At 39.9% G+C, this 21831-nt stretch carries 31 protein-coding genes and 1 other RNA gene; 25 read left to right on the plus strand and 7 right to left on the minus strand.

All coding sequences use genetic code 11. The features are described 5' to 3' along the window. Positions 1-38: 38 nt before the first annotated feature. Positions 39-1106 (minus strand): DNA polymerase IV, encoded by a 1068-nt coding sequence (dinB, locus tag IHV77_RS00555; RefSeq protein ID WP_194812231.1) that lies wholly within the window; start codon positions 1104-1106, stop codon positions 39-41. Between the two features lie 109 nt (positions 1107-1215). Further along, entirely contained in the window at positions 1216-1707 is a 492-nt protein-coding gene (locus tag IHV77_RS00560; RefSeq protein ID WP_194812232.1) for a hypothetical protein, read from the minus strand. Positions 1708-1816: 109 nt separating this feature from the next. Here IHV77_RS00560 and ssrA point away from each other — a divergent pair. The 24 genes from ssrA to IHV77_RS00680 all read left to right on the plus strand — a co-directional run bounded on the left by ssrA (position 1817) and on the right by IHV77_RS00680 (position 15993). Beyond that, positions 1817-2181: a transfer-messenger RNA gene (gene ssrA, locus IHV77_RS00565) on the plus strand. Positions 2182-2457: 276 nt separating this feature from the next. Beyond that, positions 2458-3720, plus strand: a complete 1263-nt coding sequence (locus tag IHV77_RS00570) for an integrase arm-type DNA-binding domain-containing protein (protein WP_194812233.1) — start codon at positions 2458-2460, stop codon at positions 3718-3720. A 295-nt stretch (positions 3721-4015) separates the two neighbouring features. Continuing rightward, the gene (locus tag IHV77_RS00575) at positions 4016-4321 is read left to right on the plus strand and encodes an addiction module antidote protein (RefSeq protein ID WP_194812234.1); all 306 of its coding nucleotides are present in this window, start codon (positions 4016-4018) and stop codon (positions 4319-4321) included. A 413-nt stretch (positions 4322-4734) separates the two neighbouring features. Next, complete coding sequence (locus IHV77_RS00580; RefSeq protein WP_194812235.1) at positions 4735-4899, plus strand: hypothetical protein; 165 nt, start codon at positions 4735-4737, stop codon at positions 4897-4899. Positions 4900-5082: 183 nt separating this feature from the next. Next, complete coding sequence (locus IHV77_RS12005) at positions 5083-5814, plus strand: Fic family protein (RefSeq protein ID WP_194812236.1); 732 nt, start codon at positions 5083-5085, stop codon at positions 5812-5814. A 109-nt stretch (positions 5815-5923) separates the two neighbouring features. Further along, a complete protein-coding gene (locus IHV77_RS00590; protein ID WP_194812237.1) occupies positions 5924-6832 on the plus strand; it encodes a hypothetical protein in 909 nt (302 codons plus the stop codon). A 207-nt stretch (positions 6833-7039) separates the two neighbouring features. Continuing rightward, positions 7040-7243: a helix-turn-helix transcriptional regulator gene (locus IHV77_RS00595; RefSeq protein WP_194812238.1), complete on the plus strand. Its 204-nt coding sequence runs from the start codon at positions 7040-7042 to the stop codon at positions 7241-7243. Between the two features lie 87 nt (positions 7244-7330). Continuing rightward, positions 7331-7669, plus strand: coding sequence for a hypothetical protein (locus IHV77_RS00600; protein WP_194812239.1), 339 nt, complete (start codon positions 7331-7333; stop codon positions 7667-7669). Next, positions 7662-7895, plus strand: a complete 234-nt coding sequence (locus IHV77_RS00605) for a hypothetical protein (protein ID WP_194812240.1) — start codon at positions 7662-7664, stop codon at positions 7893-7895. The genes IHV77_RS00600 and IHV77_RS00605 overlap by 8 nt, the downstream gene beginning before the upstream one ends. Further along, entirely contained in the window at positions 7892-8623 is a 732-nt protein-coding gene (locus IHV77_RS00610) for an antA/AntB antirepressor family protein (RefSeq protein ID WP_194812241.1), read from the plus strand. Before IHV77_RS00605 ends, IHV77_RS00610 begins: the two co-directional genes overlap by 4 nt. Before the next feature lie 34 nt (positions 8624-8657). Then, a complete protein-coding gene (locus IHV77_RS00615) occupies positions 8658-8834 on the plus strand; it encodes a hypothetical protein (protein WP_194812242.1) in 177 nt (58 codons plus the stop codon). 25 nt (positions 8835-8859) lie between these two features. Then, on the plus strand, positions 8860-9462 hold the full coding sequence (locus tag IHV77_RS00620; protein WP_194812243.1) for an ash family protein: 603 nt from the start codon (positions 8860-8862) through the stop codon (positions 9460-9462). Then, on the plus strand, positions 9455-9724 hold the full coding sequence (locus IHV77_RS00625; protein ID WP_194812244.1) for a hypothetical protein: 270 nt from the start codon (positions 9455-9457) through the stop codon (positions 9722-9724). The genes IHV77_RS00620 and IHV77_RS00625 overlap by 8 nt, the downstream gene beginning before the upstream one ends. A gap of 16 nt (positions 9725-9740) precedes the next feature. Continuing rightward, entirely contained in the window at positions 9741-9965 is a 225-nt protein-coding gene (locus IHV77_RS00630; RefSeq protein WP_194812245.1) for a hypothetical protein, read from the plus strand. 2 nt (positions 9966-9967) lie between these two features. After that, positions 9968-10252, plus strand: coding sequence for a hypothetical protein (locus IHV77_RS00635; RefSeq protein WP_194812246.1), 285 nt, complete (start codon positions 9968-9970; stop codon positions 10250-10252). A 53-nt stretch (positions 10253-10305) separates the two neighbouring features. Continuing rightward, positions 10306-10689: a terminase gene (locus IHV77_RS00640; protein ID WP_194812247.1), complete on the plus strand. Its 384-nt coding sequence runs from the start codon at positions 10306-10308 to the stop codon at positions 10687-10689. A gap of 442 nt (positions 10690-11131) precedes the next feature. Then, complete coding sequence (locus IHV77_RS00645; protein WP_194812248.1) at positions 11132-11314, plus strand: hypothetical protein; 183 nt, start codon at positions 11132-11134, stop codon at positions 11312-11314. After that, a complete protein-coding gene (locus IHV77_RS00650) occupies positions 11307-11513 on the plus strand; it encodes a hypothetical protein (protein ID WP_194812249.1) in 207 nt (68 codons plus the stop codon). The genes IHV77_RS00645 and IHV77_RS00650 overlap by 8 nt, the downstream gene beginning before the upstream one ends. Further along, positions 11506-11682, plus strand: coding sequence for a hypothetical protein (locus tag IHV77_RS00655; protein ID WP_194812250.1), 177 nt, complete (start codon positions 11506-11508; stop codon positions 11680-11682). Before IHV77_RS00650 ends, IHV77_RS00655 begins: the two co-directional genes overlap by 8 nt. Continuing rightward, positions 11679-12128, plus strand: a complete 450-nt coding sequence (locus IHV77_RS00660) for a hypothetical protein (RefSeq protein ID WP_194812251.1) — start codon at positions 11679-11681, stop codon at positions 12126-12128. The genes IHV77_RS00655 and IHV77_RS00660 overlap by 4 nt, the downstream gene beginning before the upstream one ends. Continuing rightward, complete coding sequence (locus tag IHV77_RS00665) at positions 12121-12471, plus strand: hypothetical protein (RefSeq protein WP_194812252.1); 351 nt, start codon at positions 12121-12123, stop codon at positions 12469-12471. Before IHV77_RS00660 ends, IHV77_RS00665 begins: the two co-directional genes overlap by 8 nt. A gap of 9 nt (positions 12472-12480) precedes the next feature. Beyond that, the gene (locus IHV77_RS00670) at positions 12481-12642 is read left to right on the plus strand and encodes a hypothetical protein (RefSeq protein WP_194812253.1); all 162 of its coding nucleotides are present in this window, start codon (positions 12481-12483) and stop codon (positions 12640-12642) included. Beyond that, on the plus strand, positions 12639-14471 hold the full coding sequence (locus IHV77_RS00675; RefSeq protein ID WP_194812254.1) for a DNA primase family protein: 1833 nt from the start codon (positions 12639-12641) through the stop codon (positions 14469-14471). Before IHV77_RS00670 ends, IHV77_RS00675 begins: the two co-directional genes overlap by 4 nt. Before the next feature lie 193 nt (positions 14472-14664). Further along, entirely contained in the window at positions 14665-15993 is a 1329-nt protein-coding gene (locus IHV77_RS00680) for a Fic family protein (RefSeq protein WP_194812255.1), read from the plus strand. A 716-nt stretch (positions 15994-16709) separates the two neighbouring features. Here the strand turns inward: IHV77_RS00680 and folC are convergent. The 4 genes from folC to rplY form a co-directional block, all read right to left on the minus strand. Next, positions 16710-18014: a bifunctional tetrahydrofolate synthase/dihydrofolate synthase gene (gene folC, locus IHV77_RS00685; RefSeq protein WP_194812256.1), complete on the minus strand. Its 1305-nt coding sequence runs from the start codon at positions 18012-18014 to the stop codon at positions 16710-16712. Between the two features lies 1 nt (position 18015). Further along, positions 18016-18906 carry an acetyl-CoA carboxylase, carboxyltransferase subunit beta gene (gene accD, locus IHV77_RS00690; RefSeq protein WP_194812257.1) on the minus strand — a complete coding sequence of 297 codons (891 nt, stop codon included), beginning with the start codon at positions 18904-18906 and terminating at the stop codon, positions 18016-18018. 82 nt (positions 18907-18988) lie between these two features. Further along, positions 18989-19783: a tRNA pseudouridine(38-40) synthase TruA gene (truA, locus tag IHV77_RS00695; RefSeq protein WP_194812258.1), complete on the minus strand. Its 795-nt coding sequence runs from the start codon at positions 19781-19783 to the stop codon at positions 18989-18991. 65 nt (positions 19784-19848) lie between these two features. Then, complete coding sequence (rplY, locus tag IHV77_RS00700) at positions 19849-20136, minus strand: 50S ribosomal protein L25 (RefSeq protein ID WP_194812259.1); 288 nt, start codon at positions 20134-20136, stop codon at positions 19849-19851. Positions 20137-20348: 212 nt separating this feature from the next. On the opposite strand from rplY, the gene IHV77_RS00705 reads away from it, so the two are divergent. Beyond that, positions 20349-20951 carry a DedA family protein gene (locus tag IHV77_RS00705; protein ID WP_194812260.1) on the plus strand — a complete coding sequence of 201 codons (603 nt, stop codon included), beginning with the start codon at positions 20349-20351 and terminating at the stop codon, positions 20949-20951. A gap of 248 nt (positions 20952-21199) precedes the next feature. Here the strand turns inward: IHV77_RS00705 and IHV77_RS00710 are convergent, their stop codons facing one another. Further along, positions 21200-21811: a riboflavin synthase subunit alpha gene (locus IHV77_RS00710; protein WP_194812261.1), complete on the minus strand. Its 612-nt coding sequence runs from the start codon at positions 21809-21811 to the stop codon at positions 21200-21202. Positions 21812-21831: the final 20 nt, after the last annotated feature.

The following is a 21831-nucleotide window of genomic DNA, read 5'->3' on the forward strand; positions in this document are numbered from 1 at the left end:
ATTTCTCCAAATACTGATTTTATAAAGTGTGAATTGTATTACCAAAGGCTCATTTGTTCTTGTTTATTTTCTTCCGATAAATTAACGTGTAAACCAATCAAGCGAACAGATTTTCCTTGTCTGCGCTGCCAAATTTGCCGAAGTAATTGCTGAAAACCGGCTAAGGAAAAAGGCAACCCTGTTTTTTCCAAAGTCGTCACTTGAAAATCCTCAAATTTGAGTTTTATGCCGATTTTACGGAAGGCAGATAAAGGCGTATTAGGCACGGCACGTTCAAGACGACGACATAATTCTGCATACAGATCATCTAACAATACAATAGCCTTCTCAGGCTCGTAAATATTTTTAACAAGCGTGCGCTCAACCCCCACGGATTTTCTTTCGCGATGAGACTGAACCTCACGTTCGTCGATACCATGACTAAAATCCCAAATTCGCTTACCTATTTTTCCAAATCGATTCAATAAAACGGATTGATCAAAATTTTGTACATCGGCGCAGGTTTCTAATCCCATATCCGATAAACGCTGTGAAGTGACTTTCCCAACTCCCGGAATTTTTTTTAAAGCGAGAGGTTTAACAAAGGCCGCCACTTCATTGGGTTTGATCACAAACTGTCCGTTAGGTTTATTCATATCAGAGGCAATTTTTGCAAGAAATTTAAGCGGCGCAATCCCTGCTGAAGAAGTGAGTTTTAGCTCATCAAAAATCGCTTGGCGAATTTCTTGCGCAATCCACGTGGCTGACCCCGAACATTTTTGGCAATCAGTTACATCCAAATAGGCTTCATCTAAAGAAAGGGGTTCGATGATATCCGTATAACGACGAAAAATTTGATGAATCTGCGCTGAAACCTGTTTATATAACGCCATATTTACCGGAATAAGCACTAAATTCGGACATTTTTTGATAGATTGAGTCGTAGGCATTGCACTATGTAACCCAAATTTTCTCGCCTCATAATTACAGGTTGTCAACACACCACGTTGAGTAGAACTCCCCCCTACCGCAACAGGTTTACCTTGCAAGGAAGGATTTTCACGAATTTCCACCGAAGCATAGAAGCAATCCATATCGATATGAATGATTTTGCGGGCAAAAGACATAACGGAAAAGTGCGGTTAAAAATAAAGGCGTTTAGTATAACCATAATAAAAACACTGTTCAAGCACACATATAATTCTACATATCAGCAGGTTGAGCATTAGAAAACGATTAACGTTCACGCAGTTCGTTTTGATCACTAAAACGAATAACCTGATCAACAGAATAAACCTCAATTTTAGCTTGTGAATCCATAAAAACCGGTCTGAACTTTTCTTGAATTTGCACAAAAGGGAGTTGTAAATTAATCGTGAATGATTTACCCGGCAACAATGGCGACACCAGATCAATGTTCATATCTTGACTGTGTACCACTTCACGCTTGTTTACATAAATACTCAACCATTGAACAGCCGAAATCGGCTTATTGCTAATATTGGATACCGTATATTTGAAAACGGCAAGTGCTTGCCCGTTGTTATCAACGCTTAAATGCTGATTTTCAGCATTAATAGAAATAGCCTGAGTAACCGAAGTAATTTTTGAAATGCGTTCTTTTTTACTCTCTGATTTCACGCCTTCTTTGCTTTGTGCTGCCGATACATTCATTGCAAAAAATAGTGAAGCCATTGAAAGAGTAATGAGAGATTTGAGATTTTTCATTTTATTTTTCCTTTGATAAAACCGAGCGAAATTCTACCCTAACACGGCAGTTTAATAAATAAGGTGCTTTTATTTGTGTCTTTTTTTTGCTAGACTTACGAATAATTTTGGGGCTGATTCTGGATTCGACGGGATTAGCGAAGCCCAAGGTGCACGTCGAGGTGCGGTAGGCCTCGTAAATAAACCGCAAAAAAATAGTCGCAAACGACGAACAATACGCTTTAGCAGCTTAATAACCTGCATTTAGCCTTCGCGCCCCAGCTTCCGCTCGTAAGACGGGGAGTTTGCGGAGTCAACCCAAAACGAGATCGTGTGGAAGCCGCCGTTTGAGGATCGAAGCATTAAATTAAATCAAACTAGTTCAAGTTTAGCGTGTCTGTTCGCATACTTGAATGAAATTAAAGACCGACTAAACGTGTAGTACTGAAGGTAGAGTAATTTCGGACGCGGGTTCAACTCCCGCCAGCTCCACCAAATCGATAAATCAATTTAAATCATAATGAGTTACAAAGCCTTGTGGGATAAGCCTTCAAGGCTTTTTTATTGGGTCATATTAAATCATAGTAAATCACTGTAAATCACGTTTTTAGTGATCTCGTTTGTGATCTCGTGTACCATTCCCTCAAAGACGAGATCACTAAAATGAAAAATGAAACCCTTTAAAGCCATATATAGCAAGGCTTTAGCCGTTTTTAGTGATCTCATTTTTTTACTTCTTTTTGAGATCACTAAACTTTAAAAGGCGTTGATATGGCTAGAACGATAAAGGCACTTAATCACACTCAAATAGATAAGGCAAAGCCAAAGGATAAACTTTATAGACTGGCAGACGGTAACGGGCTTTATTTAAGCATCCGCCCTACCGGTGCGAAGAATTGGACGTTTAACTATAAAAAACCTTTTTCAGACAGCAAAGACGGGAGAACAAATATTACTATTGGCGATTACCCTAGCATTTCTTTGTTACAGGCTAGAGAAATCTCAAGGGAATATTTGGCGTTACTTGCTCAAAATATCGATCCGAAATCTCACCGGGAACAACAAGAGGAAGAGAAAAAGAAAGCACTCAATTCTACTTTTCAAAATGTGGCTAAGCTATGGTTTGAAGATAGAAAACTACGGGCTAATTTTTCAGAGAAAACCGCAATCGATACTTGGCGACTATTGGAACGTCATTTATTCCCTGCTTTTGGCAATATGCCGATTTCTGAAATGACCGCTAATAATGTGATAAAAGTTTTAAAGCCACTTCAAGCGAAAGGCACACTAGAAACCTTAAAACGAACTATTCAAAAGCTCAATGAGGTGATGACTTATGCCATTCATCACGATATTTTAACCGATAATCGAATGGCTAACCTTTCTAAAGCCTTTGATAGCCCCCAAGTTCAGCATATGCGGACAATTAGACCTGAAGAACTAGGGGAATTTCTGACCGCACTTGCTAAAGCTCAAATTCACCCTCAAACAAGGCTTTTAATTCAATGGCAACTTTTGACAATGACAAGACCCAATGAGGCAGCAACGGCTAAATTTGAAGATATTGATGAACGTGCGAGGACGTGGACAATATTCATCAATAAAGGATTAAAAGAAACAGCACAAGGGCGAAAACATATTGTTACCCTATCACGGCAAGCCTTAGCCGTATTAGCTGAAATCAAAAAGATAAACGGTGGTGGGCGGTATTTATTCCCTAGCATTAAAGACCCTAGCACACACTGCAACACACAAACAGCAAATGCGGCTATTAAGCGTATGGGCTATCACGGTAAACTGGTGGCACACGGTTTACGCAGTATCGCTAGCACGGCTTTAAATGAGCAGGGATTTAATAAAGATTGGATTGAGGTGGCTTTGTCGCATATTGATAAGGATAAAATCAGACAAGCCTATAACCGTGCTTTGTATTTGGAAGATAGGGCTAGAATGCTGCAATGGTGGGGCGATTATGTAGAGAATGCCGCTAAAGATGCCTTGCCTGAATTTCATCTTAAAATCGTCAATGACTGATTAAAGGGTTACTCCACTACCTAGCCTATTGGCTAGGTTTTTTATTACCGAATTTCTACATTTTAAAAATTTTGATTTTGTTCTTAACTTCTTAACTTCTTAACTCTTTAATTGATTAAATCAAAAAAATTGAAAGTAGAATGAATATTTGGGGAGAATAGTAAAACAAAAGATACAAAATCATTGCTTGATTGTATCTTTTATAATACAACATATTCAAATTCAACAATACAAGGCGAGCTGATGAGCAATAGAGAAAAAACCAACTTAAAGCGGATTTTATGGAGATAGAAAAATGGCTAAAGTATTAGAACAATTTGACGAAGCAAAATATTTAACAGACGAAGAAACAATTAAAGCCTACTTAGAATTATCTCTTGAAAGTGGTGATAAAGCGGAATTTATAGAAGCCCTAAACACCTTGGCAAGAGCAAGAGGAATAACCCAATTAGCGAAAGAAACAGGGCTAGGACGTGAAAGTCTATATAAAACCCTTTCCGGTAGTGTAGAACCGAAACTAAGCACACTAGAACGCATAACCGAGGCACTAGGCTTTAAATTATCCCTATCACTTAGCCCGAAAACCACCACAAATATTTAACCACCACCCCGAACCTACGGAGCTTTTATCGTTTTCATTCGGCAGGTGGTGGATATTCTAAATTGAATTTCGTACCCAGTACGCACGTGCGCGCGAGGGAAAATCTATTGATTGGCTTTTATGCTATGGGGAGGGGCGGGTAAAAAGTTCAGAGAAAAAGTCTTGAATACCGCCTGGGGAACTCTCTTTCATCGCTATTACAGTTTTTCTACCCTTTTTTTAGGCTAGAACCGCCATAAAGCGACCGCCAAGGCGTTTTACTGCTCAAAGACGAACAAACACAAGGGCAAGGATTAAAACCGCTTAGAATGCGAATGATCCCCTAAGTTTACCCCAACGATTTACAATTCCCAAAGATGGGGAGCATATCAAGGGATAACGGAAACCGTGATCCCTTTTCCTCAAATTGAGGTATGGGGAAAATCACCAAACCCAATAGCCAAACAAAAGCCACCACCAAACAGATTTATTTTGTTTTAGATGAAATTATATTTGATGAATATAATTATATCTGTTCACAAATCGACATCGTTCAACATCTTTTCTACACTTCAAGCCTTGCGAATACTGAATTTTAATCAAAAGATGATGATGACCCTAAACCCCAAAAAACTGCCGAAAACCACGAGACCTAACCCCCGTGGAAAGGGGTATCCCATAGGGAGTACCTTTTAACTGTTTAAATGAACAGTTGAAATCTTTCTTTTATCGTTCATATTGCGTTATAATGGAGCAATTTAAATCATTAGCAATAACCGAAGATGACCGAGCTATTAGCAGAAATCGACCGACTAAAAGCCGAACTATCCCAACTTAGACCGCTAACCCAAAGCGAACTCAACCGCTTGAGAAATGAATTTATTATTGAAAGTTCGTATAACTCAAACGCTATTGAAGGCAACACTATCACGCTAAGAGAAACCGCATTGATTTTAAATGACGGCATAACCATAGCGGAGAAACCGATTAGAGAGCATTTGGATATTATTGGTTTTAGAGACGCATTTAATTTTCTATTTGAGCTGGTGGCAAATAATGAACCATTGAGCGAGCGAACCATTAAAGACATTCACGCTTTAGTCTTAATGAGCAATGCAGAACACAAAGGCAAATATCGGGCTATTCCGGTTAAGATTTTAGGGGCTGAAAATGAGCCGACACCACCGCACTTTATAGCGGAAGAAATGGCAGAATTAATCAGTACCTATCATCAATTAAAATCCCACCCACTGATTGCGATTGCGTGGTTGCATTTGAGCTTTGAGAGTATTCACCCGTTTATAGATGGCAACGGAAGAACCGGGCGATTACTGCTGAATTTTGAATTGTTAAAGCGTGGCTATTTGCCGGTTGATATTAAATTCAAAGACCGTGCGAAATATTATCAATGCTTTGATGATTTTCATAAAACAGGAAAACCGACCGCACTTTGTGATCTTATTGCCGGTTATGAATTGGCAGAGCTTGAGCGATATATCCAAATTTTAAAATAACCGAATTTGTGCGGCTAGGTGCGGATTAATTACCCACACCGAAAGAGAACAACCCTATTTGTTCTTTGCCGCACTTCCAACCAAATAGGGCTACGCATAGGGGCGTTTTGTGATTGACATTAAAAGCGAATTGTTGAACTTAAGACAGCTGCGAGAACAAGAATATATTTCTGTTGTTGAGTTGTTAGATTTTCTAAAAAAGCACAATCCGAATTCTTTATATCCTGAAATTGCGACTTATTTATTAGTCAAACTTTCACCTAATGATGTAAGAAAAACAGAAGATGAAATATGGGGAGATGTAGATTTTGAATGTTGGATAGAACAAAACGGAATATCCGTTTTTGAAGTACCATCAAAAATCGATGAAAAAGTAAAAAATTTACACCCTAATTTATTTTTTGAAGCATTGGAAACCGTAAGAGATTTTGACGATATTCTATTTTATGATGACCCTGAGATGGTTACTGAATATCTAAAGGAAAATCAATTAGGGATTTATATTAAACGCAAAAGAATAGAAGAACTTTTAAATATTGATACCACCGATCACGCTAAAGCCTTAAACGAGTTAATAGAAGGGCAGGCAACACTAGTGGCTATGGCTTTAACCAAAACAGAGGAATTTATAAAAAATACAGATATTAATAAATCACCGGTTGGCACGGCAGAACGACTTGTATTTCAACAACATTTAACCGAAAAGGATAAAATCATAGAAGAACTACAAGCCGAAATTGAAAACCTGAAAAAACCTGAAATAATAAAAAGTGCGGTCAATTATGAGGATTTTTCTATTCACGGGCACACTACCGATGAAATCAAAGTTATTTTCGAGGTAATCAAACGGTATTGGCTAAACTATGATTTATCACAACCCGACACCATAGCAAACGCAAAGGACATAACAGAATGGATTGAAAAGAATTATCCAAGCATAAGCAGAAATAATCGAGAGGCAATTCAAAGAATAACAAGACCTAACCAAGCTAAAGCGATTGGCAGAAAAGGGGTATAACCCTTTTTAACCTGATAAAATCTAGCGTTAACGCATTTCATAGGGCTAAACTCAAAAGGGGTATAGCCCTTTTTTATTGTCTAAAGGGTACACCCCTTTAAAACCCTTTTACCCTATTTTTAATTCTTTGACTTTCCTACCATACCCCCAACGCAATATAACGCAAATTGCACCAAATTAACCAATCAACAGCAATTAGGGGGAATGATGACAACAACCAATCAAGCCATACAAACCGAAACCATTGAAAAACATTACAGCGTAACGGAGCTTACTAATTTAGGGCTAGGCTCACGCTCAAAAATAGATCGCCTTGTTCGCAATGGCATTCTCACCAAAATCAAAATAGGACGTTCTACACGCTTTAAAGCAAGCGATATACAGGCTTATTTGAACAGCTTACAAGGATAAAACCGAGCAATAAAAAAGCCCCATTGAGAAAACTTTTAAAAACTCAACAGGGCAATTAGAGACCATTATTTAATAAGGAACTTATCAATGAGCATTCTACACCGCCCCGATGATTTAAACCATACCGAAACCGTTTATTTTTGCTTGTTTACCGGTTCATTTACCGAGCTTGAAAACGTGGACAAATACCGGTTCACCAGTGGCAGGAATTACATTTCAACCTTTGAGCGGAGATTTCTCAATGGTGGACGTTTAAAACGCACCACAGAACACGCCCAAAACGGCACGCAATATTACCGTTATTCCATCGCCGACAAAACCCAATGCGAAACCCTTATCAAGGCTTACAACCTATCACGCAACCGCAGAAAGCTACACGGATTGAGTGCGGAAGAACAAGAGGCGTTACTGGCGAAATATGACTAAATCCACCACTAAACCGAAACGCAAAATCAAGCCGTTTTACATCGTTACCGGCACAGCCCCCGATGGCGGACGAACAGAAACGATAGCCGAATTTAAAAACAAATCGCAAATACTCAAAGGCTTACGGCAACAGGGATTAGATTTTGACAAATATCAAGAAATCACTATCCGAAAAAGCCCGATTACCGTTTACGAATATTTACCCCAAGAGGATAAGCAACAATGAACCTAAACGAATTATTAAGCATTCAAACGTTTGATTTTATCAACGGACAGACCGCCAACGGGATTAACGCTAGACCACTGCACCAAGCCTTACGAGTGGGACGGGATTTTTCTAATTGGATTAAAGCCCGAATTAAACAGGGCGGATTTATTGAAAACCAAGATTTTATTACTGTTCAAAATATCGCCATTGGTACGCCAAAACGGGCGAACCAAAAAGGCGGAAATATGACCGGGATTGAATACATTCTCACCCTTGATATGGCAAAGCACCTTTGCTTAATGGAGCGTAACGAAATCGGCAAGGCTATCCGACAACATTTCATTAATGCTGAAAAGCGATTAGCCGAGGTTGCACCGAAAGTGTACAAAAACACCTTACAAGCGAGCAAGGCACGTCTAGCCAGTATCGACCACCAACACGCAATGAATGAGGCGATTAAGCAATATATCGAACGACAAGGGAAAACGGCAAAACCGCACCACTTCATCAACGATAACGAAATGCTAGAAAGCCTTGTTTTAGGTATAAATGTTCGCCACTGGAAAGCCGCCAATGGTATTACAGATAATGCCAAAAACCATTTCAACGCCTCACAGCTTGAATTACTTACTCAACTAATGATGACGAATACAAGTTTGCTCAATCTTGATATGCCCTATCAGCAACGTAAAACGCATTTAAGCGGATTAGCACAGCGTTATTTATCGCAAAGTCTAGCCGCTTAAAAAATCGGTATTCCACCACCAAAAGGAAACTGCAATGACATTTAATTTAGCAGAGGAGATTAGAAAAATGTTAGAGCTTATGGACAAATCACCAAGAATAAATCGCTTTATTTGGACGGTGCTATTTCTTGTTTTTATTTATGGAATGACGTTGGCATTGCCTAGCCTAATCAATGCGATTGCGAACTGGCAACAGCTTGCGGGCAAATAAAACGAACACCAAAAGGAAACTCAAAATGAATAAAATTCATCAATTAGCAACGAAAGAAATAAAATCTTTCATTTCAAACCACTTTACAAAGTGCGGTCAAATTTGCCATAGTATCCGTGCTCTAGCAAAATCTAGAGCCAGCCGTGAGAAGCTGAATATTACAAAGGCGAACAATAGCACGCCACTTTCAAACCGTGCTTTTTTTGTTCGTAATTTTCGCACACCTCAAAAACGCTCAATGCGTTTATCAATGGTAGGGCGTAATAGGCAGTCTTTGACTGGCTGTGTTCCTTTGTACGCAGTTTCTCACCCTGTTACGTTCTACCGCCCGACCGTGAGAAGTCTAGCGGTAGTTCTTAAAAACTTTTACAAAGGACTATCAGCAATGATCTATCTATTTCTTTGCTCAAATCGCACACGCCCAACTTACAGCGAAGATGTGCTATTAATCCAAGCCGACAGTGAGGAAAACGCCCGTTTTCAGCTTACGGCAGACCACCGTTATTTACTCACCCTTGCCACTTACGGCAACCACCAATTCAACCAAGCCGAAAGCAAGTTAAATCGCCTTGTTCAACGTTTAAAAAGTGCGGTTGATTTTACCGTTAAAGGGGTGATTTATGCCTAAATGCCAAATGACAAACAACGAAATTCAAACAACCGAAATTCACGACTACAAACCAACCCTAAACGGAATGGCAGTTCAGCTTGCGGATATTCAAGAAATGATTAATGGCGTGCTAGATACCGGCAAACGCCTGACTATCACCAATCCACCACCGAGACGGGAACAAACCGAGCGTGAATTTTTAGAGCTGGTGGCGGATAGAATTTTATCTGTTCAAATGGATTTAGACACCCTGCAAGAACGTATTAAAACCTTGCTTTAGTCACAGGAGCGACCCAATGACAGAAACAACCGCACCGGAAAACGACTATCAAGAAAAGCCGACACTACAACAGGCACGGGAATATCTGAATAAATTGATTGATATTGCCGGCAAGATGAAAGACGGAAAACTACTAAAAGAGAACATCACTCAAGATGAAATCTGGCAGATTTTCCACCAGCATTTAGGCAATGTAGAGCGACTGATTGAAATAGCGCAAGAACAGCTAAGGGAGATTTAGTAATGAAATGCGAAATCGCAAAGAAAAGCGAAGTCATTATTTTACAGGCGATTAAACATTATGACCGACAAGGCAGTAAAACGCCTGTGTTCACGTTTATCAGCCTTTATGACGATAACGAGCCTTACCCCTTGGCGGAATTAATTAGCGTGCTAGAAAGGCAAATTATAGCCTTAAACAAACAGCCTGATTGCGACAGTAGAACCACGTTATTAATTACTGCAGAAAACCGCTTAAAGCGGATGCGAAAGATTTGTGGTGGTGGACGAAAACAGCAGGAAAACTGACCGCACTTTTTGAACAAAACATCACAATCAGTAACAGAAAAAGGACAGCAACAATGAGCTACGGAAAAACAATTCAAGCAAACTTTGCGACAGCCTACGCAAGAACCGGAAACGCTACCCACGCATTAAGGGAAGTGCTAGGCGAAGAACGGGCAGGCAAAATGAAACCTCACACGCTAAGAGCAAAAGCCAGTGAATTGTTAAATAACTACCGCACACAGGCTTTAATAGAGCAAGAGAAATTAGCAATGATGACAAGGGGGGAACGCTTGCCACGTTATCGCAAACCCACAGTAAGAACGGATTTAATCACAATGGATAGGCTGGAAATACCGACCACCACCAAGCCCCAAAATAATGTATTGACAGAAATCAACGCAATACGCCAACAATTAATCAACAGGCTTATGAGAAAAGCACGGAGGGGATTAAGGTGATGAAACGATACTGAAACGGTGCGAAACCGATCCGCAAATTAGCGGTTTTTATCAAAGATCCACCGTAAAAACCTGAGTTTTAACCCTAAACACGAAAGAGAAATTAAATTTTACCGCTTGACACTTTCCCACGAACGGCATAGAGTAAAAGGGCAATCTGAAAAAGAGATTGCCGAGCGTAGGAAACTCGAAATAGTTAGAACAGGCGAACATTTAACACGCCTTAAACGTGTTATTTTTGTTTGTAGCACCCGCACACACCAAATAAATGAACCCGCTCAAACTTGAGCTTGTTGATTTATCTCAATGGTAGCGTGTAATGGGCAGTCTTTACGGCTGATCGCTTACCTGTTCTAGCGATATTTCCTACCCCGTTACACGCTACCGCCCAAACCGTAGGAAAGTTTAGCGGTAGCCCTAATCTTTAGAACAGGAGCTACAAATGCTAACTAAATTCTTAAACCCAACCCCAAACGCTTTTTTATTCACTTTTCGCACGGCTTTACGCCAAGCGTTACGCACGCATATTTGTTTAATTCCACCACCAAAACCCATCGTAGAGCCTAAACCTACGAGAGTTAAGGTCATAATGACCGCAACCAAGGGAGGGAATAGTAATGCGTAAACCAACCTACCTAATCACCGAATTTGAATTGAAGCGTCTTAATGAGATTCAATCTCTTTTATTGTTTACCGCGAGAAGTGCTGAAAAGGCAGAGCCATTTGATATAGAAAGCGCATTGAATGGCATTCTTTCGCTTGTCGGTGAAACCGTTGAGAGCATACGGGAACATTGCGAAGTGAAAGGAGGTAACAATGCCTAATGTTATCTTACATTATCAAGACGGCAGTTCATTCCTTTGTGCTGAAAACGTTACATCGAAAAGGGCCGAGGAAATCAAAGCCTACGCTGAAGCCAATAAAGATGATTTTGGCTATCGTGATGTGGCGATGGTGGAAATTGAGAAAAGCAATCAAGGGGGCAAACAATGATTAACCCTATCACCCAAATCAAACAAGCCAAGCAAAAAACGCAATCAGCAACGCACAGAGAGACGAACACCCAAAGCAAAGGGAAACTACACTTTAACCCGCTTGCGTTGAAACTGGCTCAATTTAACCGCCAATTTGACTTGATAAAACAGAGTAACAAACGTTGTGCGGAAGATTACCCTGATTGTTTTCATCATAAGTTGAAATTATCTGCAGAATGTGCGGATTTAATCGAGCGGCTAAACAATGGGCGAGCGTTATTGAAAGCCTTATCCATCACCAACAATTTAACCCAAGAACAAACCGCACTTTTGAAATCATTCAATCAGGCGCATTCTTACCTTGTGTTAAAACTGGGCGAGGTGGTGGACGATGTGGCCACAAATCAAATTACCTTAATTGAGCAAAACAAAATCAATGACGGCAAAGGGGGCAATGATGAGTGATGTACAAAAACCAATACCGGAAACCTTAACCATACAAGAGATGATGGATTTTTACCCTTTATTGACTGTTATTTTTGATACGGCGAGCGATGTATTAATGAACACCGCAATGGATTCCGACAGCAAACAGCAATTAAGGTTAGAGATTGACACATTTTACCGTTCAATAATGAATACTGCACCGGACTTTAGCCCGAACTACAATGAATTAAGCGAGGACGAGCAAGAGGCAGAATGTAAAGTGATAGGCTCTTTTGTCTATTTTGCTAGTTTAATGGGTATGTTTTCCCGCAAAATTGAGACTACCGGCAAGCAATCGAACGATAACGGTAATCTTCACTAGGGGGCAATGATGAGTAAAGTATTCTATCAAGTTATCGGGTACAGCCAACAAAAGCCGATTGTGCTAGGTTCAACAGAAAAGCAATCAGAAGCCTTGCGCCTTGCTGAAAAAGCCTTGAAGAGTGAAATCTACCAAGCCGTGGTGATTAAAAAGCAAGGGGGCAAACAATGACTAAACTCAAAAATGCCCCAAATCTGACCGCACTTTCCGGCAACGACCCAACGGAGCTATTTATCTTTGCCGGCACAAAAGCGTGGGCAGCGTGGAACAAAGGCGAGGGCGTGGAATGGCATTTAATTGCAGACCGTTACCAAATGACAGCAGACGACCGCAAGGCAGAACCGCCAATCATTTTAGGTGAAAGCCAATTAAAAGAAATCAAGGGGCTAAGGCTAGCCCCTGCGGAACAAGAGGCAATTACCCTCTTTGAGTTTGGGGAATTATCGCAAAGCGAAATCACCGCTATTTGTGCGAATTTAGCCAAGCATACCCAAGTTCAACGGCTCACCCTTTGCGACAGTATCGGACAAATCAAGGAAGATTTAAGCGGGTATCTGAAACGCATTAGAACAGGCGAAACGCTAGCAGACGTGGTGGCGGACAGCATAATGAACGTAGAACTCACGGCAGAGATAATCAACAAAGCAAGCATTAATGAACGCACAGATTATTTTATTCAATGGTACGACAAGCAGCATAACACCCCACTTGCCTATCATCCGGAGCAAGGGCGAATTTATGGCTATAACGGCAAATGCTGGCAATACTTACCCGAATTTGAGCTTTATCGCATAATACGGGGATTTTTCGCCCACCACCAAGCCAAATATTCATTGCAACACGTGAAAAATATTTACGATTGTTTAATGCTTGAAGTACAACCGATGGGGAAAAGCCAACCGCATTTACTGGCGTTTAATAATGGCGCGCTGAATAAAAACACGTTGGAATTATTGCCGCATAATCCCGATGACTGGCTCACCGGCTTTAACCCTTGCGATTATGTATTAAATCCACCACCGACACCGCATTTTAATCAATGGCTAGACTTTATCAGCCAAGGCAATAATGACCGCAAGCAATCGCTATTAGCCGGTTTGTATATGATTTTGTTCAATCGTAACGACTGGCAATTAACCCTTGAGCTTATCGGCACGGCAGGCAGTGGGAAATCGATTTATTTAGAAGTGGGGAAACTACTGGCAGGGGAAAATAATCACGAGGCTATCACACTGGAAACCTTAAACAACGAAAAAACCCGAGATATTATCTTAAACAAAACCTTTTTATATTCATCAGACCAATCAAGATATATTGGCGACAGTTCAGTGTTCAAAAAGCTATCCAGTGGGGAAAGTATTAATTTTGACCCGAAACATAAAAAAGCCTTTAGTTCACCGGTTAAAGCCGTATTGGCTATCGCATCCAATACCCTACCGATTTATAAAAATGATGGTGGTGGAATGGAAAGACGTAGAGTGATATTTCCTTTTACGCAAGCGGTAGAAGAAAGCAAACGAGACCCGCAACTAGTAGAGAAACTAAAAAGCGAACTGGCGGGCATTGTACATCTCGTTATTCAGTCATTCCCTAGTGCAGACAAAGCACTACAAGCACTTCACCGCCAACAACACAGCAAAGAGGCACTAGAACTGAAACGGGAAAACGACCATATTTTAGATTTTATTCAAGAATTTGAATTAATGGAAACCGTAAACGGTGCAGGCTTAATTTTTGGCAGTGCGTTAAAAATGCCCATCGGAAATGCCGACAGAATGCTAGACCGCCTTTACTGGGCTTACTGGCTTTATTGCGAACACCAAGGCATAGACGAACGCCAACGCCTTAAAAAACGGCATTTAGAACGGGAACTTGTTCAAGCATTCAAAACCGCAGGAAACCGAATAGATTTCAAAACCGCTATTCTTGCCGGCAACCGCAACCACACCAACGCCATCTACAAAGACCGGGAACAAACAAGGCGAAAGTTTTCGGACTAGGTTTAAAAGTGCGGTCAATTTCAACTTATCTTTAACAGCCGTTCATTATGGACGGCTTTTTTATTTTACGCTTTCACAAAATCTATAACTCAATATAACCCAATTTGAACCAACTTGACCGATTAAAACTAGACAACTTTTACAAAAAATGCTTAACTAACTCAATTTTTAAAAATTGCGTTACAGAAAATCAATGAAAATATCAAAACCTAAACCGATGCTCCAACTATTGGAGAAAATACAAGAGCTTTTAAAATCAAATCTATTTAACCAATTCAAAGCACTTGACGATCAAGGGCGTTATTTACATTGGGATAAATTTAAACGCATTCACACTAAAAACACCGAATTAGCGTGGCTGGCAACAAAAATGAGCCGCCAATCATTGATGAACCGGATCAAAATCGGTGATATTGATTTTTCTTATTGTGTTCCCACATCGTTACAATCTTTCTTACACTATATTGACAAAAATAGTGCCGGCAATATGGGCGCATCGAATTTAACGGGCGTAAGTAAACCTGAGCAGCAGCAATTTTTAATTAAATCTTTAATTATGGAGGAAGCGATAACCTCAGCACAACTAGAGGGGGCAGTAACAACAAGAAAAGCAGCAAAAGAAATGTTAGAAACCGCACGCAAGCCAAAAACAAAAGATGAAATAATGATCGTGAATAACTATTACTTAATGAGGGAAGCAATCAAATTAAAAAATGAACCGCTTTCTATTGAAATGATTTTAAAACTTCATCAAATCGCCACCAATAACGCCATAGAGAATAACGCAATAGCCGGTGCATTTAGACAAGATGACGAGATTTATATCGCAGACTATGACGGCAATATATTACACCGCCCACCGGCTTTCACTAAGCTTGTAGAATTAATGCAGGCTTTTTGTGATTTTGCCAATACCGATCACAACATTGAGAAAAATCAATTTATCCACCCCGTTGTAAAAGCTATTATTCTACATTTCCTTATAGGTTTCATTCACCCTTTCGGTGACGGCAACGGGCGAACCGCAAGAGCCTTGTTTTATTGGTTTATGCTTAAAAACGGCTATTGGTTATTTGAATACATTTCTATCAGCCGACTACTTAAAGAAGCACCCGTGAAATATGCGAGAGCATATCTATATAGCGAAACTGACGAACTAGATATGACCTATTTCATTTACTATCAAGCGGAAATCATCAAGCGAGCGATTAATGATTTAAATAGCTATGTATTAGATAAACAAGCACGCTTTAAAGAATTTCTAACGCTTATTTCTAGCTATACAACGAAAGTAACACCAAAGCTCAATAACAGACAAATAGGCATACTACAAAAGGCAGTAAAAGAAAACGGCTATATTTTTACCGCCAAAGAAATTAGCAATGAATACGGCATATCCGAAAACACGGCGAGAAAAGACCTAAACACACTATTAAAATTGAATTTACTGGGACAATTCAAAATAGGGCAAACAATGGGCTATATATCCCCTAATGACCTGATAGAAAGGCTTAGACACTAAGCCACTACAAAACAGCCCTTAATGTTCACTCTTAAGGGCTTTTCCTATTTCATATTCCAAAAAGCTATAATAAAAACCCTTTATTTTAGCCGTTCCACCACCTAAAAACGCCTAAAAAACAATCTAAAAGTTAAGAAAATGAGTTAAAGAGTTAAGAACGAGTTAAGAATTAACTTTTTCTTAACTAGCTTTAAAGCCTTACACAGCAAGGCTTTTGAAAGAAAAAAGTTAAGAAGTTAAGAAGTTAAGTAAAATTATTTTTTTATAAAATTTTAATGAATTTGTCATTTTTGGCTATTTCATCATTCCAAAAATGAATAAAAAAAACTGAAAGCACTTTTACAGAATTTTTTGACCTGTAAGCACACAGAAAAATCAGTTATAAACTTTTACTTTACAACTCAATTCCAACCGGCAAAGCGGAAAATAATTTCATCTTTCGGTTTGCTATATCATCGAACAAAAAAACTATCACAAATGGGTCACTTTGGATTTTAGTGATCTCGTTTGTGATCTCGCAGTAAAATCAAATTCATAGAACCCAGTATTTACAAGGCTTTAAACCCTATAATTCAACTCCCGCCAGCCCAACACAATCCGATAAAGCCTTGAAAATACTAACTTCAAGGCTTTTTTATTACTAACTAAAAACCTCATTGATTAGCTAGCTTGAGAACGATACTAAAAACAAGTTAACCAACTGAAATATCCCACTATTATTCCAGCACCTGCCAAAACTCTGCTACGGTATGAAATGAACCGAATATTAAAACGATGTCATTTTTGACCGCACTTTTTAAGGCATTTTTTACCCCCGACATAACAGAATCTTCTGAGGTTACATTAGCATTCGGAGAAAATTCGGTGAGCTTTGCTTGTAACTCATCGCCCGTTTGTCCACGATAACCACTAAGTGTCGCACAATGCCATTGATCAACAAGCGGAACAAGGTGGGTAAATACCCCCTGCGCGTCTTTGTCCTTTAACATACCGCATACGGCGATAAGTTGGCCTTTATTTTGTGCTTTAAGTGCGGTCAATTTTTCAGCTAAATATGCGGCGGCGTGAGGATTATGCCCGACATCAATTATCACGTTCGGTAGGTTATCCGATTCTTTTCCCAATAAGGCCGCCAATTTTTGGCGTTTATCAGTTTCAATGGATTGAAAACGTCCTACTAATGTAACCTTTTGTAAAGAGCGGCGAATGGTTTCTTCAGTAATGTTAAAGGGTAACTGTTCAATCACCGCCAATGCCGTTGCCGCATTCATTAAAGGAATTTGACAAAATGGAAGATTTTCTAACCGCACTTTGGCACTCTGCCATTGCCAATTTTCAGAATTTTGCTGAAATGTCCAATCAATATGACGGCGTGATACATTGCAATGTAAATTTTCCGCAAACTCTAACATCGTATGGGGAACATTCGGCTCGCCAATCACAGCAGGACAATTCGAGCGAAAAATCCCGGCTTTTTCAAAGGCGATGACTTCACGCGTATTACCAAGAAAGTCGGTATGATCAATATCAATGCTGGTAATTACGGCAAGATTGCTATCCACAATGTTAGTTGCATCCAAACGTCCACCTAACCCAACTTCTAAAATGACGACATCAAGATTCGATTGCTTAAATAAATGTAAAGCGGAAAGCGTGCTGAACTCAAAATAAGTCAAAGAGGCGGTTCTATTTTCCTCAATAAAGGCAAAAGAAGCGGTGTGTGCTTGATCCGGTAAATCCTGATCTTGAATCCGTACCCGTTCGTTATAACGTAATAAATGCGGCGAAGAATACACGCCGACTCGCAAGCCGTGATTCAATAAAATCGTTTCCAGCAATCGACAAGTCGTCCCTTTTCCATTTGTTCCCCCCACGGTTATCACATAAGGAGCAGGATGCAAAAGATCGAGTTTTTCTGCAACGGATCGAATACGTTCTAAACCAAGATCAATCGCTTTAAAATGGCTGTTTTCTAAATAAGAAAGCCACTCGGCGAGTGGCGAAGTGGCTTTTAAATTCATATTATGCTTCATTCTCAATTAATTCAGGTTCCGTAAAAGGTGAAGGTTGATTGGTTAATTTGCTTAGCACGCTTGCCAAGGTACGGCGCATATCACCACGTTTTACAATCATATCAATCGCGCCTTTTTCCAATAAAAACTCACTACGCTGGAAACCTTCCGGTAATTTCTCACGAACGGTTTGTTCAATTACACGCGGCCCCGCGAACCCGATTAATGCTTTTGGTTCGGCAATGTTTAAATCACCCAGCATTGCAAAACTGGCTGAAACGCCGCCTAATGTCGGGTCGGTTAATACGGAAATAAAGGGCACGCCCTTTTCACGCATCTGTGCAAGCACTGCACTGGTTTTCGCCATTTGCATAAGTGAAAATAACGCCTCTTGCATACGTGCACCGCCACTGGCTGAAAAACAAACGAACGGACAATTTAATTCCATCGCTTTTTCTGCCGCTTTCACAAATTTCGCTCCAACGACCGATCCCATTGAACCGCCCATAAAAGCAAAATTAGATGCCGCCACCACAATCGGCATATTATAAAGTGTTCCCGTCATAGTAATCAGTGCATCTTTCTCACCGGTTTCTTTTTGTGCCGCACTGATACGATCTTTATATTTTTTTAAATCTTTAAATTTTAAAATATCTTTCGGCTCTAAATCAGCGGCGATTTCTTGGCTTGAGCCTTCGTCTAATAAACGCAATAAACGTTCACGCGCATCAATACGCATATGATGTTCGCACTTCGGACACACATAAAGATTGCGTTTTAATTCTTCACTATAAAGCACTTGTTCGCATGAGGTACATTTCGTCCAAACACCTTCCGGTACATTCGCTTTGCGTGTTGAAGAAGAAGGGTTTTTGCTAAAAATTCGATCAATCCAGCTCATTTTTTACCTATTTATCCACTAGAAAATTCGGCGTATTAAACCATAATTCCAAGTTTGTTGCTAGTCAGACAAGCACATTACTTTAAATAAGCCTGTCCTCAAGGAAAAGCGGTCCTAATTTAGATTGAGGAATGGCAAATTTTTTAGGGTAAATCACATTCACCAAATATAATCCATCGGGTTTTGCCGTTGGTGCGGCAAGTTTACGATCCCCTTGTTCCAATAACCATCTCATCCATTCAATGGATTGATTGCCTGCGCCGACTTCAATCAAACTCCCCACTATATTACGTACCATATGATGTACAAAAGCATTGGCTTGAATATCAACGATAATATATTCCCCTTTTCGCACCACATTTAAGTGATGAATATTTCTCCAAGGCGTATTAGATTGACATTGTGCCGCTCGGAAAGCGGAAAAATCATGTTCCCCGAGTAAAAATTGTCCTGCTTGATGCATTTTTTTATCATCAAGTTCTAAATGACAATGGGTTATACCTTCCGGCAAGATAGCGGAACGTAACTTATTACAATACAAAAGGTAGCGATAACGCCGAGCCGTTGCTGAAAAACGAGCATGAAATTCATCATCAACAACTTTCGCCCATTTCACCGCAATATCATCAGGCAAATTAGCATTCGTGCCGAACTCCCATGCTTTTTCAGGACGGATTACATTCGTTTCAAAATGAACGACCTGCCCTGTACCATGCACTCCGGAATCGGTTCTCCCGGCGCAAAAAACCTCGATCTTTTCATTTGCCACAAAAGATAATGCGCTTTCCAGTTCGCCTTGCACGCTCCTCACTTTTTCTTGTCGCTGCCAACCAAAATAATGCTGCCCGTTATATTCAACGCCTAAGGCAATTTTCATTCACACCTCTCTTCCATAAAAAACACCAAAGAGCTTTCTTTGGTGTTTTTCATCAAGATTAAAAATTAAGCACGTTTGAAGTCAATGTGAACCAATTTTGGTTTGAACGGGTGACGTTGCATTGCTTGAACTTTCACAGCCACTTCTTTGCCATCAATCACTAATGTGATTACATCGGAATAGAAAGTATCGTGAACCTGTGCATTGTTTAACTCATCGTGATTTAAAATGATTGAAACCGGTGCTTCGTTGCCACCGTAAACGATAGCAGGAATTTGACCGTTGTGACGCAGGCGGCGGCTCGCACCCTTACCTTGCGCAGAACGAACTTCAGCGTTAAATTTAAATGCCATATTAATGTTCTCTTTAATTGAATTAAAATTAAAAAACTGCAGGCGACCCAGCAATTTTCCTAAACTTACCCAAAGTTTTGCTTTGAGGGCGCGGATTATAAAGGATTCCTACTGCCAACGCAAATTTTTTCTAGGCAATTTGGTACTAAGCGATTAGAATAGCCCTCGATTTTTGACAACCAATTTATGAATAACAATATATCGGGAACAGAATGGAATTTCTTATTAACTTTTTCACTGATTACGGTTACTGGGCCGTACTTTTCGTCTTAATTATCTGTGGTTTTGGCGTGCCAATTCCTGAAGACATTACGCTTGTTTCAGGTGGTGTGATCGCCGGGCTTTATCCTGAAAGCATTAATGTTCATTTAATGTTGCTGGTAAGTATGATTGGTGTAATTGCCGGTGATTCCTGTATGTACTGGCTTGGACGTATTTACGGTACAAAAATTTTACGTTTCCGGCCTATGCGTAAAATTGTAACTTTACAACGTTTAAAAATGGTGCGTGAGAAATTCGCCCGATATGGTAATCGTGTATTATTTGTAGCACGTTTTCTTCCGGGTTTACGCGCTCCGATTTACATGGTTTCCGGCATTACACGCCGTGTAAGCTATACACGTTTCGTATTTATCGATTTCTGTGCCGCTATTATTTCCGTGCCGATTTGGATTTACCTTGGTGAATTCGGTGCAAAAAATTTAGATTGGTTGCATGCGCAAATTCAAAAAGGGCAAATGGTTATTTATATTCTTATCGCTATGCTTGCCGTTTTCCTCTTTTGGAAATGGAAAAAATCTAGAAAAGCGAAATAAATCAGTAGGTAAAATAAAAAAGAGCGGTTAAAAATACGATTGTTTTTCGGCATTGTGTAGCATTTTCACAAAGAGAATTTTATATCCGATATTGAATTAGGGTAAGATGTGTTGAGCTTACGTAACGCACCGTTTCATCATTAAACCCTCTGTTGGTGCGTTATGGCTTCGCCTAACATACCTTACGGTGATTTATGCAACTGCTACATAATACAGGTATTTTTAACCGCTCTTTTATTACGCTTAATTTAACCCTTCGCTGCTAAATAACGCTCCACCGTATCCACGATTGCTTGAGTTTGCGGATCGATTTCAATATTCACAATATCGCCTTTCTTACGCTGTCCCATAAGAGTTCGCTGTAAGGTTTCAGGGATCAAATTCACACAAAATTGATTTTCTCTCACTTCGCCGATAGTTAAACTGATACCGTCCACCGCAACAAAACCTTTAACCAAAATATATCTCATTACATCGGAATTCGGTAATTCAAACCAAATTTGGCGATTATTTTCCGTTGAAATTATCTCGGAAATTGTCGCTGTACAATACACATGACCGGACAGAATATGCCCGCCGATTTCCGCGCCCATTTGCATCGCTCGTTCAATATTCACGAAATCACCGACGTTTAATGCACCAAGATTGGTTATCCGTAAGGTTTCCTGCATTAAATCAAAACTGACTAAATCATCATTGATTTCCGTTACGGTTAAACACACGCCGTTATTCGCAACGGAAGCACCGATTTCCAACCCTTTAAGCATTTCAGGTGGCAATTTTACAACCTGTGTTCTAAAATACGCTTTTTCTGTAATTGAATGAATAGGGGCTACGCCCTGAACAATCCCGGTAAACATTAGATTTCCTCAATAAAAAA

Source organism: Rodentibacter haemolyticus, from assembly GCF_015356115.1.
GTDB lineage: Bacteria > Pseudomonadota > Gammaproteobacteria > Enterobacterales > Pasteurellaceae > Rodentibacter > Rodentibacter haemolyticus.

What these genes read in the sequence shown, in the direction of transcription:
- dinB (WP_194812231.1), bottom strand. Translation starts at nt 1,106, where the DNA reads ATGTCTTTTGCCCGCAAAATCATTCATATCGATATGGATTGCTTCTAT.
- IHV77_RS00560 (WP_194812232.1), bottom strand. Translation starts at nt 1,707, where the DNA reads ATGAAAAATCTCAAATCTCTCATTACTCTTTCAATGGCTTCACTATTT.
- IHV77_RS00570 (WP_194812233.1), top strand. Translation starts at nt 2,458, where the DNA reads ATGGCTAGAACGATAAAGGCACTTAATCACACTCAAATAGATAAGGCA.
- IHV77_RS00575 (WP_194812234.1), top strand. Translation starts at nt 4,016, where the DNA reads ATGGCTAAAGTATTAGAACAATTTGACGAAGCAAAATATTTAACAGAC.
- IHV77_RS00580 (WP_194812235.1), top strand. Translation starts at nt 4,735, where the DNA reads ATGGGGAAAATCACCAAACCCAATAGCCAAACAAAAGCCACCACCAAA.
- IHV77_RS12005 (WP_194812236.1), top strand. Translation starts at nt 5,083, where the DNA reads ATGACCGAGCTATTAGCAGAAATCGACCGACTAAAAGCCGAACTATCC.
- IHV77_RS00595 (WP_194812238.1), top strand. Translation starts at nt 7,040, where the DNA reads ATGACAACAACCAATCAAGCCATACAAACCGAAACCATTGAAAAACAT.
- IHV77_RS00600 (WP_194812239.1), top strand. Translation starts at nt 7,331, where the DNA reads ATGAGCATTCTACACCGCCCCGATGATTTAAACCATACCGAAACCGTT.
- IHV77_RS00605 (WP_194812240.1), top strand. Translation starts at nt 7,662, where the DNA reads ATGACTAAATCCACCACTAAACCGAAACGCAAAATCAAGCCGTTTTAC.
- IHV77_RS00610 (WP_194812241.1), top strand. Translation starts at nt 7,892, where the DNA reads ATGAACCTAAACGAATTATTAAGCATTCAAACGTTTGATTTTATCAAC.
- IHV77_RS00615 (WP_194812242.1), top strand. Translation starts at nt 8,658, where the DNA reads ATGACATTTAATTTAGCAGAGGAGATTAGAAAAATGTTAGAGCTTATG.
- IHV77_RS00620 (WP_194812243.1), top strand. Translation starts at nt 8,860, where the DNA reads ATGAATAAAATTCATCAATTAGCAACGAAAGAAATAAAATCTTTCATT.
- IHV77_RS00625 (WP_194812244.1), top strand. Translation starts at nt 9,455, where the DNA reads ATGCCTAAATGCCAAATGACAAACAACGAAATTCAAACAACCGAAATT.
- IHV77_RS00630 (WP_194812245.1), top strand. Translation starts at nt 9,741, where the DNA reads ATGACAGAAACAACCGCACCGGAAAACGACTATCAAGAAAAGCCGACA.
- IHV77_RS00635 (WP_194812246.1), top strand. Translation starts at nt 9,968, where the DNA reads ATGAAATGCGAAATCGCAAAGAAAAGCGAAGTCATTATTTTACAGGCG.
- IHV77_RS00640 (WP_194812247.1), top strand. Translation starts at nt 10,306, where the DNA reads ATGAGCTACGGAAAAACAATTCAAGCAAACTTTGCGACAGCCTACGCA.
- IHV77_RS00645 (WP_194812248.1), top strand. Translation starts at nt 11,132, where the DNA reads ATGCTAACTAAATTCTTAAACCCAACCCCAAACGCTTTTTTATTCACT.
- IHV77_RS00650 (WP_194812249.1), top strand. Translation starts at nt 11,307, where the DNA reads ATGCGTAAACCAACCTACCTAATCACCGAATTTGAATTGAAGCGTCTT.
- IHV77_RS00655 (WP_194812250.1), top strand. Translation starts at nt 11,506, where the DNA reads ATGCCTAATGTTATCTTACATTATCAAGACGGCAGTTCATTCCTTTGT.
- IHV77_RS00660 (WP_194812251.1), top strand. Translation starts at nt 11,679, where the DNA reads ATGATTAACCCTATCACCCAAATCAAACAAGCCAAGCAAAAAACGCAA.
- IHV77_RS00665 (WP_194812252.1), top strand. Translation starts at nt 12,121, where the DNA reads ATGAGTGATGTACAAAAACCAATACCGGAAACCTTAACCATACAAGAG.
- IHV77_RS00670 (WP_194812253.1), top strand. Translation starts at nt 12,481, where the DNA reads ATGAGTAAAGTATTCTATCAAGTTATCGGGTACAGCCAACAAAAGCCG.
- IHV77_RS00675 (WP_194812254.1), top strand. Translation starts at nt 12,639, where the DNA reads ATGACTAAACTCAAAAATGCCCCAAATCTGACCGCACTTTCCGGCAAC.
- IHV77_RS00680 (WP_194812255.1), top strand. Translation starts at nt 14,665, where the DNA reads ATGAAAATATCAAAACCTAAACCGATGCTCCAACTATTGGAGAAAATA.
- folC (WP_194812256.1), bottom strand. Translation starts at nt 18,014, where the DNA reads ATGAATTTAAAAGCCACTTCGCCACTCGCCGAGTGGCTTTCTTATTTA.
- accD (WP_194812257.1), bottom strand. Translation starts at nt 18,906, where the DNA reads ATGAGCTGGATTGATCGAATTTTTAGCAAAAACCCTTCTTCTTCAACA.
- truA (WP_194812258.1), bottom strand. Translation starts at nt 19,783, where the DNA reads ATGAAAATTGCCTTAGGCGTTGAATATAACGGGCAGCATTATTTTGGT.
- rplY (WP_194812259.1), bottom strand. Translation starts at nt 20,136, where the DNA reads ATGGCATTTAAATTTAACGCTGAAGTTCGTTCTGCGCAAGGTAAGGGT.
- IHV77_RS00705 (WP_194812260.1), top strand. Translation starts at nt 20,349, where the DNA reads ATGGAATTTCTTATTAACTTTTTCACTGATTACGGTTACTGGGCCGTA.
- IHV77_RS00710 (WP_194812261.1), bottom strand. Translation starts at nt 21,811, where the DNA reads ATGTTTACCGGGATTGTTCAGGGCGTAGCCCCTATTCATTCAATTACA.